Source organism: Cohnella phaseoli, from assembly GCF_003386235.1.
Classification (GTDB): domain Bacteria; phylum Bacillota; class Bacilli; order Paenibacillales; family Paenibacillaceae; genus Cohnella; species Cohnella phaseoli.
On sequence record NZ_QRDZ01000024.1, the window covers coordinates 141,087 to 151,001 of the forward strand.

Consider the following 9,915-nt stretch of genomic DNA (forward strand, 5'->3'; position numbering starts at 1 on the left):
TTGCGGGTCCATGTCATTCGACAAACTGACTTTAATCCGGTGGAACAGGCACGGTTGGGCGGCTACCCACATACAATGATAATGCTTCTTTTTCCGCGAGCGATCCCACTTTCGGAGGTGGTCTTCCCGTGCCCGATTTAATGACATCCATTGCTTTGTTTCTGAAACAGCTTTCCCTGCTCGTCTCTTACGTCAAAAATAACGCGTTCCCGCAGCCGCTGACCGACGATGAAGAGGCGCTGCACTTGAGGCGGTTGGCCGAAGGGGATCCCGTGTCCCGCAACCTGCTGATCGAACATAATTTGCGGCTGGTCGCGCACATCGTCAAGAAATTCGACAACACCGGAGAGGATTTGGAGGATTTGATCTCGATCGGAACGATCGGCCTGATCAAAGCGATCGAGAGCTTCCAGCCGAACAAAGGAACGAAGCTCGCGACGTTCGCGGCCCGCTGTATCGAGAACGAGATACTTATGCATTTGCGATCGTTGAAAAAAACGAGGAAAGACGTTTCCCTGCACGACCCGATCGGAACGGATAAGGAAGGCAACGAAATTACGCTCCAAGATATTCTCGGCACAGAGCCCGACGAAGTCGTCGACAAGGTTGAATTGAAAATCGAGAAAAGCAAAATTTACCGCAATCTCGACATTCTGGACGACCGGGAGCAGGAGGTCATTCGCGGCCGGTTCGGGCTGGACGGCGGCGGCGACGAGCGTACGCAAAGAGAGATTGCTCGCGAGCTGGGCATTAGCAGAAGCTACGTATCGAGGATAGAAAAGCGCGCGCTCATGAAGCTGTACCATGAATTCTATAAGGCAAAGCGTTAAAGTTGGCCTTCAAATTCGCAACGGACGACAAAAGACGGTATCCCGGTCAGTCGATCGGGGTCCCGTCTTTTTGTCGTCCAGCAATGCCGCCTTTACGGCTGCGCCCATAACGAAAATCTAATACATACCTCACAACATTCCTAACAATTATCGTCTAACATGGGACCTAACTCACAAAAAAGACCTGATTAGCAGCTCAAACTATAACAAGCAAGGAGCATGAATATGCGCAAAAATCATCTTTTTTCGACTGTCCGGAAATCTTTTAAGCTCAAACTATTGTTAATCTTGCTAGCCTTATCGCTAATCCCGCTTGTCGGCGCCTCGCTGGCTTTGGTCATGCAATCCACCTCCGCCTTGAGCTCGGTCAATAAAGACGCCTTCGAAGAAGCCGCCGGTCTGAACGCGAAATATATTAACGACTGGATTTCCCAAAAAATCGAATCGATCCAATCTGTGGTGAAAAGTCATCCGGAATTTATGAATAACGATCCCGATCAAGTGATGCCGGTGCTTAAAGTGATGGCGCAAAGCGATCCTGACGTACGAGCGTTCTCCTATGTGGATACAAAAGGAATCGTCTACGACACGGAAAATCAAAGCTATGACGGAAGCGGGTTCCAAAATGTGCAAAATGCGTTGAACAACAAGCAAACGGCCGTTTCCGATATTCTGAAGGACGTTAACGGGAATATTGACATTATCATTATCGATGTTCCGCTTGTCGACGCCAAGGGCGAGGCGAAGGGAATCGTTCAATCTTTGCTTGAAGTATCCAAAATCACGAAAGTGGTCAAAGACATTCAGGTCGCTAAAACGGGAATCGGGTTTTTGGTCTCAAGCAAAGGCGCTTATCTGATTCATTCCGACGCTTCGAAAATCGGCAAAACGATGACAGAGACGGAAAATAGCGGTACCGTCGAACAGATAAACAAGTATGTGTTGGCCGATAAGAGCGGGTACATCAATTATCGGGACAACAGCGGTCAAAGCACCATTGCCTCCTTCAAGGAAATCGAGAGAACGGGCTGGAGGCTGCTTATGACTGCTCCTGCGAAGGAAGTCAATGAGCAAGCGATGCAATCGAGGCAGATGGCGATCGGGATTATTATCGTTTCTCTTCTCTGTGTAGCTGTCGTTGCCGTCATGCTCTCGAAAGTGATCGTCAGGCCGATTTTGACGATTTCCGATTCCTTGCAGCAGGCCGCGGCAGGGGATCTAACCGAACGAATGCAGATCAAGCGGGCGGATGAAATCGGACGTCTCGCCGAAAATTTCAATACGATGTCCGAGAACTTGCGCAACTTGATCGCAGAAGTCAAAGGCAATGCCGGATCGATCAACGCGGCTGCGGCCGAAATTTCCGCCAGCACCGAGGAAATCGCCAAGGGCAGCACTTATCAGGCCGAAAACTCGCAGGCGATGACGGAGCTGTTCGGAAATCTGCTGGTCGTCATCGAATCTTCTACGCAGAATGCCGAACAAGCATCCGTGCTTTCGGCTCAAACCGTTCAGATTGCCAAGCAAGGCGGAGAGGCGATCGGGCTTTCCATCTCCGGCATGAGCGGCATTAACGAACAAATGAATTTGCTGGTTAAAAACTCGCAGGAAATCGGAAACATCATATCCGTTATCAAAGAAATCTCCGAGCAGACCAACTTGCTCGCGCTTAACGCGGCTATTGAGGCGGCGCGAGCGGGCGAACAAGGCAGAGGCTTTGCCGTTGTCGCCGACGAGGTCCGCAAGCTCGCGGAGCGAAGCAGCGATGCAACCAAGCAAGTCAGCCATATTATTACGGGGATTCAAGAAAATACGAAGAAAACGGTCCATTCCGTCTCGGAAGGCGTACGTCAGTCCAAAAAAACGCAGGAAGCGTTCGATAGCATCGTTGCGAAAGTAAATGAAACGTCGCAGATGGTGCTGCAAATCGCCGAGTCGAGCGAAGCCCAGGCGCAGAGCGCATCGGAGTTTAAGCAGTCCATCGAATCGATCGCTTCGACAAGCGAGCAGTCGGCCGCTGCAGCGGAAGAGACGGCAGCGTCCTCCCAGTCGCTCACATCGATCGCGAAGCGTCTGGACGGTTCTATTAATGTGTTTAAGATCTAGCGATTTCGGCGCGCAAACGTATGGAAAGAGCCGAAACCGCCCCGCCGATCCACCAGGCTATTGTTATTTTTCCACAAAAAACGCCGCAAGCTCCGCTGAAGTGATTTTCGCGTCCAGCTTCTTCGTGTGGCCGAGCCCCTTTTTGCTTCTCAATTGCGAGCGGGGGAGCACCTCGGCCAGCGCCTGAGAGGCGCGACGCAGCGAAGCGGGGCTCTCCGTGCCCTCCAGCACCATTGTCGGCATTTGGACAGCGCTCCACATAGATGCGGTTAATGGCTTTCCGGCCATATATCCTTCGAGCAATGCCGCATCGTAAGGAAGCGTGTGCGCCACCGCCATCAGCTTGGACCATACGCCCGGCATCAAACGCATCATGCTCACAACAAAGGACGGCGCCCCCATCCCCTCGGTCATAAAATATCTAATCGCTTCGGCGCGACGATTGTCCGCAATCAGCCTTGAGACCTGCTTGAGCAGATCTTGCGGCGGCCGGCGATCCGACGGATCTACGATAAACGGAGGCTCATGCAGCGCCAGCTTCGCGATGCCCGCTCCGTTCGCCGCCGCTCGCAGAGCGAGCACCGCGCCGGACGAAAGTCCCCATACATAAGCCGAACCGCCCGCCTCATCGATCAAAGCCTGAAGATCCTCGATCTCTCGCTCAATCGAATAGGGCTGCCGGTCGCCGCTTTCCCCGCGACCGCGACGATCGTAGTTAAAGACCGTAAAACGATCCGATAACAGGGAAGCCAGCTTGACCATTGCCGGGAATTTACGGTAGCTGAACGCTCCTCCAACCAGGATAAGAGCCGGTCCTTGACCGATTTTGTCATAAACAATCTTGGTGCCGTCCTTCGATGCTGCCATGTACATTGTGAAATCTCCTTTGCGGATATTTATCCGAGCTTCTATGAATACGACGAACCGCCAACGGGAAAATCGACACATCGGAAAAATAGTTTTTGGAGCGGAAAGACTATTTTCGGCACCGGAGGCGCTATAGCAAGAAAGCCGCCCAAATCATGAGCGGCTTTCTTGCTATAGCGTGTTGGAGGCTTGTTTTATCAGACCGGTCAGCATCTCGCCGTCCACCTGTTGTCCGCTGCGGAACTTAATCGTTTTTCGTTCCGCCGGGCCTTCGAACAAGCCTTCGGGCAGATCCAGCTCCGCTGCATTGAAAATCGTGAAGCTCACGGCGTCCTTGGAAGTCGAGATAACCGCAGCATATTTTTTGTTTTTGAGAAAATGAGGCTTATTATATTGAATGCGTTCCTGAACGTCTGGAATCGCGTCGTGAACAACCTGGCGCAAATGACGACACAACTCGGCCTGCCACGGCTCTTTGACCTTCTCAATAAATTCGTTAACCTCTTGACTCATCCTAACTTCTCCTCTCGTAATCGCCGCTTATTCCGCGGCGCAATCGGAAGCGCGACTCAAGAGCAAGTCGCGTTCCTTGTCATTGCGCGCCAGAGCGGCCGCTCGTTTGAACTCTGTACATGCTTCCTGCTTTCGCCCCAGCTTCATGAGGAAGTCCCCTCGAACGCTAGGCAACAAATGATAATTTTTCAAGGACGGCTCCTGCATCAACGCATCTACAACTTCCAGCCCTACCTCCGGACCGAATGCCATCGACAATGCTACGGCGCGGTTCAGTTCGACGACAGGCGACGGCGCAACTTGCGCAAGAGCGTCGTACAGCGCCGAAATCTTGACCCAATCCGTCTCCGCAGCCGTGCGGGCGCGAGCGTGACATGCCGCGATTGAGGCTTGAATCATGTATGGGCCCAGCACTTTGCCGAGATGCTCGGCTCTTTCGATTGCGGCCAGCCCCCTCCGAATAAGCAGGTAATCCCATAGCGCCCGATTCTGATCCATAAGCAGAATTGGCTCGCCGCTCGGACCGACGCGCGACTTGAATCTGGACGACTGAATTTCCATCAGCGCTACAAGCCCGTGGACTTCCGGCTCATCGGGAACGATCTCGGCCAAGATTCGACCAAGGCGCAGCGCTTCATTGCAGAGCATGGGCCTAATCCAGCTCCCGCCGGAAGACGCGGCATATCCTTCGTTGAACAGGAGATAGACGACCTCAAGCACGGACGACAACCGGGTCGCCAATTCGGCTTTCGGCGGTACGTCGAAAGGAACGCGAGCTGCCGCGAGCGTGCGCTTGGCACGGACGATTCGTTGGGCGATCGTCGGTTCGGGAACTAGAAACGCGCTGGCGATTTCCTCGGTCGTCAGCCCCCCTAGCAGCCGCAACGTGAGCGCTACCCGCGCTTCGGCGGAAAGAACGGGATGACATGTCGTAAAGATGAGGCGAAGGAGATCGTCGCCGACAGGGTCGTCGAGCGCCTCGTCCCAATCCGGCTCGTGCTGGCGCTCGATCTCCCAGCCCATCTCCTCGTATTTGCGGTCGCGCAGCTTGTCTCTGCGCAGATGATCGATCGCTCGGCGTTTGGCCGCTGTCATTAGCCAAGCGCCGGGGTTGTCGGGTATGCCTGTCTCCGGCCATCGTTCTAGCGCAATGAGCATCGCATCCTGGGCCAGATCCTCGGCAAGCCCGACATCGCGCACCATCCGTGCGAGACTGGCGATTATTTTAGCCGACTCGATTCTCCAAATTCCGTCGATCGTACGGTGAACGGAAGCTTGCTTCACGCCCCCGGCTTCCTCGTGACTTGAGCCTGTATTTCAATTAGCTTGGCCAACGCTTCCGGGTCCTGGGTGAGCTCGGGCGCCTCGAATACTTGTCTCAGCTCGATCTCCCCTTCGCCCGAGCCGTGGGGATCGGGCATTCGCATCGCCCATTCAATCGCCTCTTCCCGCGACTTCACCTCAATCAGCGTAAATCCCGCAATCATTTCCTTCGCTTCCGTGAAAGGGCCGTCCACCACCTTCGGCTTCCCTCCCGGCTCCGGATAAGAAATGCGAATCGCACCCGTGCTCGGGTGAAGGCCATCTGCCGCGACCAGCACTCCGGCTCTCGCCAATTCTTCATTATACCTGGACATGGCCTCCAATAGCTCCTGACTCGGCAGAACTCCCGCCTCGGAATCTTTGGTTGCTTTGACGATCATCATAAATCTCACTGTAATCTCCTCCTTTGAATTTGACTCTATATACACAACGAACGGGAATCGACGGAATCGACAGCAAAAACACTATCCATAATATAACATTCACTCTCAAATTCACAAATAGTTACACCTGATTCTGCTCGATCCGATCGAACTGTTGAAGAAGGCAGCTACATACGAAAAAGAGCCCTCGCTCCCGGGGACTCTTCGTTGCAATTTGCTCCTATCTCTATACTGCGTACTAGCGGTCGCTCCTTGCCCTCGCTTGCTCCTCCTCAAGCTGCTTCAATATCTCATTCACTTCATCCGGCGTAAAAATTCCCTCGTCATTCGCATCCGGCGTGACTCGATCATGATCTGCTGGCAGCATGAAATTCCTCTCCCCCGACCGATTCTTTAAGAATCTTGACTTCTAAATTCCTATATCTATTGTACTAGTCGGCTCTCAACAGATTCTGAACAAAATAAAAACAAATAACGCCGGTTCGAATGAACCGGCGCCATTACAACAAAACGAGGGCATCGCGCGATAGGTCTTACAGTCCGAAATCCGAAGGGTTCAGGTTCACCGCACGGCAAATTTCGCGGACGACGTTCTTCTCCTGCTCGTCGAAGTCTCCGTCGGCGGCGCCGATCGCGCAGCACACGCTGACGACGATGCGAGCGATATCCGGCTTGTCCTTGAACTTGATAATCGGCTTCATCGCCTCGGCTTTGCCGATCATCCCGTCGAAGTCGAAGTTGCCCGTGTAGAAATTGAATCTTTCGATCACTTTAGGCGTTTCAAACACTTTAAGCTCTTCGTTATGTTGAATGTAGCCGATCATTTTTTGCTTTTCCGCAGCGCTGATCTGACCGTCGGCCGCGGCGACGATCGCGCAGCCCGCTACGACAGCGTCCATAAAGTCCTTGTTTTTGAATTTGGTTACTTGGTCCTTCAAACCTTGCTTCATAGAAGCCAATCTCTGGGCAAACGTGCTCATCGCAATGATCCTCCCGATTGATATCGATTAATTAAATGGATAAGCTTATTGTACCTTAACGCCATCGTTCGATCAAATTCGACCTCCTCATCGCTCTCGTCGCGAATTTTTTTCCACACTGACAAATGGCCCAAGGAAGTCTATAATAACAGAGGTACGAAATTCATCTTCGGAACATTCTAGAGGTGCATGAAGTGGTTATTATCGTCTACGACCTGGAAATGACAGTGCGGCGCAAAAAAGGGCAAATCGCCGAAATTATAGAGATCGGAGCGGCCAAAGTCGGAACGGTCGACGAACAGCCTCGGATCGTCGATACGTTTCAAGCGTTTGTTAAACCGACCGTCGTCCCTCAGCTGTCCCCTGATACGACCGAATTCACGGGCATCTCGCAGGAGAACGTCGACGGTGCAGAGGCTTTGCCGCAGGTAGCTCGGGAGTTTATCGAATGGATGGGACAGGAGGAATACTTCCTCTGCGCGTGGGGACCGGACGATCAGCGCCAGCTTATTCAAGAATGCCGCCGGCATCAGATGTCGACGGACTGGATCGTCAACCATAACAATTTGCAGAAAATGCTGTCCAAAGTATATAAGCTCGAGAAACACCAGCAGATGGGTCTGAAGCCTGCGCTTGAAATGCTGGAAATCCCGTTCAGCGGCTCTCATCATCGCGCGATGGACGATGCGGTCAATACGGCGCATATTCTCGTCAAGCTTTACGACAAGTTCCAGTTCCGCCGCAACAAGCCGAGCGACGAGACGAAATTCGAGAGCGAAGTCGTCTATAAAACCGAACATTACGAAAATTTGCCATTCGCGGGACTCGCCAACCTGTTCACCGATCCGGCCAAATGAAGAGCGATTCCGAGTCGTCTTAAGGACGCGGGGGGATCGCTCTTCCCTGCCTATCGACAGCTTTTGCGCCGCAACCCGTTCTGGTCAAGCTGTCGGCTTGTGTGATAGAATCAAGGATAGACATTCCGGTTAATCCGAAAGAGAGGGAATACTGTTGGCTAACAAAAAAATGCGCTCAGACATGATCACCAAAGGTTTCGACCGCGCTCCGCACCGCAGTTTGCTTCGGGCAGCCGGCGTTAAGGAAGAGGATTTCGGCAAACCGTTTATTGCCGTCTGCAATTCTTATATCGATATCGTACCCGGTCACGTTCACCTGCAGGAATTCGGCAAAATCGTTAAAGAAGCCATTCGTGAAGCGGGCGGCGTGCCGTTCGAATTCAATACGATCGGCGTCGACGACGGCATCGCCATGGGTCACATCGGCATGCGCTACTCCCTTGCCAGCCGCGAGATTATCGCCGACTCGGTCGAGACGGTCGTTAACGCGCACTGGTTCGACGGCATGGTCTGTATCCCGAACTGCGACAAAATTACGCCGGGAATGATGATGGCTGCGCTGCGCGTCAACATTCCGACGATCTTCGTCAGCGGCGGACCGATGAAAGCCGGACGCACAAGCGACGGCCGCGCCATCTCCCTGACGTCGGTATTCGAAGGCGTCGGCGCCTATATGACCGGCAAAATCGACGAGAAAAGCTTGACCGAGCTTGAGCAATTCGGTTGTCCGACTTGCGGCTCCTGCTCCGGCATGTTCACCGCCAACTCGATGAACTGTCTGGCGGAGGTGCTTGGCCTTGCCCTACCGGGCAACGGTACGATTCTTGCCGTCGCTCCAGAGCGTCGCGAGTTCGTCAAGCAGTCGGCAACGCAGCTCATGGAACTGATCAAACAAGATATTAAACCGCGCGACATCGTCACGCTCGATTCGATCGACAATGCGTTTGCGCTCGATATGGCGATGGGCGGTTCGACGAACACGGTATTACACACGCTGGCTCTCGCTCACGAAGCCGGCATCGAATACCCAATCGAGCGCATCAACGAAGTGGCCAAGCGCGTTCCCTATTTGTCCAAGCTCGCTCCCGCTTCCGACCACCATATCGAAGACCTGCACAATGCGGGCGGCGTAAGCGCGATTATTAACGAGCTCTTCAAAAAAGAAGGCGCGTTGCAAGGCGATGTGCTGACCGTCTCGGCCAAAACGCTGCGAGAGAACGTCGAAGGCGCGGAAATTACCGATCACTCGGTTATTCGTCCGATCGACGACCCGCACACCAAAGAAGGCGGATTGTCCGTTCTGTTCGGCAACTTGGCGCCGGGCGGCTCGATTATCAAAGTCGGCGCAGTAGACAAATCGGTCGGCGGCTATCACCGCGGACCTGCCATCTGCTTCGATTCGCAGGAAGAAGTATTGAAAGGTCTTGCCGAAGGCAAGGTCAAAGAAGGACATGTCGTCGTCATCCGCTACGAAGGGCCTAAAGGCGGCCCGGGCATGCCGGAAATGCTTGCTCCGACTTCCCAGATCGTCGGCATGGGACTCGGAACGAAAGTCGGTCTCATCACCGACGGACGATTCTCCGGCGCATCGCGCGGCATCGCTATCGGCCATATCTCCCCGGAAGCGGCAGAGGGCGGTCCGATTGCGTTCGTTCATGACGGAGACATTATCGAGCTGGACATGAACAACCGCACCATCACGCTGGAAGTGAGCGACGAAGAGCTCGAACGCCGCCGTTCCGAATGGAAAGGCTTTGAGCCGAAAATCAAGCGCGGCTACCTGGCTCGCTATTCCGCAATGGTTACCAACGCTAGCCAAGGCGGCGTTATGAAACTTTAATATTTGCAGCGGGGGGCTGTCTCATAAGTGGACTTATGAGCAGCCTTTGTTTTATCTCGATTAATGTTTTTGTGGGGATGTATCTCCTTTCGGTTGCTGTTGGAATCGTGAAATCGGAATAGGTAAACTCGTAACAAGGAGATTTCACGATTCCAAAGGCAAACGCTTCGCTCCTCCAGGAGATACATCCCCCCCTCTTTTCATCGAGATTAACTA

11 protein-coding genes are annotated in these 9,915 nt (G+C 53.4%); 4 read left to right on the forward strand and 7 right to left on the reverse strand.

Features of this window, described 5'->3' with window-relative positions; genetic code table 11:
- Window positions 1-128: 128 nt before the first annotated feature.
- Window positions 129-830, forward strand: a complete 702-nt coding sequence (sigK, locus tag DFP98_RS26075; RefSeq protein ID WP_116063554.1) for an RNA polymerase sporulation sigma factor SigK — start codon at window positions 129-131, stop codon at window positions 828-830.
- A gap of 225 nt (window positions 831-1,055) precedes the next feature.
- Window positions 1,056-2,936 carry a methyl-accepting chemotaxis protein gene (locus DFP98_RS26080; protein ID WP_220377170.1) on the forward strand — a complete coding sequence of 627 codons (1,881 nt, stop codon included), beginning with the start codon at window positions 1,056-1,058 and terminating at the stop codon, window positions 2,934-2,936.
- A 63-nt stretch (window positions 2,937-2,999) separates the two neighbouring features.
- Here the strand turns inward: DFP98_RS26080 and DFP98_RS26085 are convergent, their stop codons facing one another.
- The 6 genes from DFP98_RS26085 to DFP98_RS26105 all read right to left on the reverse strand — a co-directional run bounded on the left by DFP98_RS26085 (window position 3,000) and on the right by DFP98_RS26105 (window position 7,002).
- Window positions 3,000-3,809 (reverse strand): alpha/beta fold hydrolase, encoded by an 810-nt coding sequence (locus DFP98_RS26085; protein WP_116063556.1) that lies wholly within the window; start codon window positions 3,807-3,809, stop codon window positions 3,000-3,002.
- Window positions 3,810-3,974: 165 nt separating this feature from the next.
- On the reverse strand, window positions 3,975-4,316 hold the full coding sequence (locus DFP98_RS26090) for a DUF1801 domain-containing protein (RefSeq protein WP_116063557.1): 342 nt from the start codon (window positions 4,314-4,316) through the stop codon (window positions 3,975-3,977).
- A 27-nt stretch (window positions 4,317-4,343) separates the two neighbouring features.
- Window positions 4,344-5,600 (reverse strand): RNA polymerase sigma factor, encoded by a 1,257-nt coding sequence (locus tag DFP98_RS26095; RefSeq protein WP_116063558.1) that lies wholly within the window; start codon window positions 5,598-5,600, stop codon window positions 4,344-4,346.
- Window positions 5,597-6,031: a YciI family protein gene (locus DFP98_RS26100; protein WP_116063559.1), complete on the reverse strand. Its 435-nt coding sequence runs from the start codon at window positions 6,029-6,031 to the stop codon at window positions 5,597-5,599. Before DFP98_RS26100 ends, DFP98_RS26095 begins: the two co-directional genes overlap by 4 nt.
- Before the next feature lie 229 nt (window positions 6,032-6,260).
- Window positions 6,261-6,389 carry a hypothetical protein gene (locus tag DFP98_RS40030; RefSeq protein WP_256442728.1) on the reverse strand — a complete coding sequence of 43 codons (129 nt, stop codon included), beginning with the start codon at window positions 6,387-6,389 and terminating at the stop codon, window positions 6,261-6,263.
- A gap of 166 nt (window positions 6,390-6,555) precedes the next feature.
- Complete coding sequence (locus DFP98_RS26105; protein WP_116063560.1) at window positions 6,556-7,002, reverse strand: tellurite resistance TerB family protein; 447 nt, start codon at window positions 7,000-7,002, stop codon at window positions 6,556-6,558.
- 194 nt (window positions 7,003-7,196) lie between these two features.
- Here DFP98_RS26105 and DFP98_RS26110 point away from each other — a divergent pair, with 194 nt between their 5' ends.
- Entirely contained in the window at window positions 7,197-7,859 is a 663-nt protein-coding gene (locus DFP98_RS26110; RefSeq protein WP_116063561.1) for a 3'-5' exonuclease, read from the forward strand.
- A 169-nt stretch (window positions 7,860-8,028) separates the two neighbouring features.
- A complete protein-coding gene (ilvD, locus tag DFP98_RS26115; protein ID WP_116063577.1) occupies window positions 8,029-9,699 on the forward strand; it encodes a dihydroxy-acid dehydratase in 1,671 nt (556 codons plus the stop codon).
- Here ilvD and DFP98_RS39520 read toward each other — a convergent pair.
- The coding region (locus tag DFP98_RS39520) for a hypothetical protein (protein WP_220377171.1) at window positions 9,686-9,915 on the reverse strand (230 nt) is incomplete at its 5' end. The genes ilvD and DFP98_RS39520 overlap by 14 nt on opposite strands.

What these genes read in the sequence shown, in the direction of transcription:
- DFP98_RS26080 (WP_220377170.1), top strand. Translation starts at nt 1,056, where the DNA reads ATGCGCAAAAATCATCTTTTTTCGACTGTCCGGAAATCTTTTAAGCTC.
- DFP98_RS26090 (WP_116063557.1), bottom strand. Translation starts at nt 4,316, where the DNA reads ATGAGTCAAGAGGTTAACGAATTTATTGAGAAGGTCAAAGAGCCGTGG.
- DFP98_RS26085 (WP_116063556.1), bottom strand. Translation starts at nt 3,809, where the DNA reads ATGTACATGGCAGCATCGAAGGACGGCACCAAGATTGTTTATGACAAA.
- DFP98_RS40030 (WP_256442728.1), bottom strand. Translation starts at nt 6,389, where the DNA reads ATGCTGCCAGCAGATCATGATCGAGTCACGCCGGATGCGAATGACGAG.
- ilvD (WP_116063577.1), top strand. Translation starts at nt 8,029, where the DNA reads ATGCGCTCAGACATGATCACCAAAGGTTTCGACCGCGCTCCGCACCGC.
- DFP98_RS26105 (WP_116063560.1), bottom strand. Translation starts at nt 7,002, where the DNA reads ATGAGCACGTTTGCCCAGAGATTGGCTTCTATGAAGCAAGGTTTGAAG.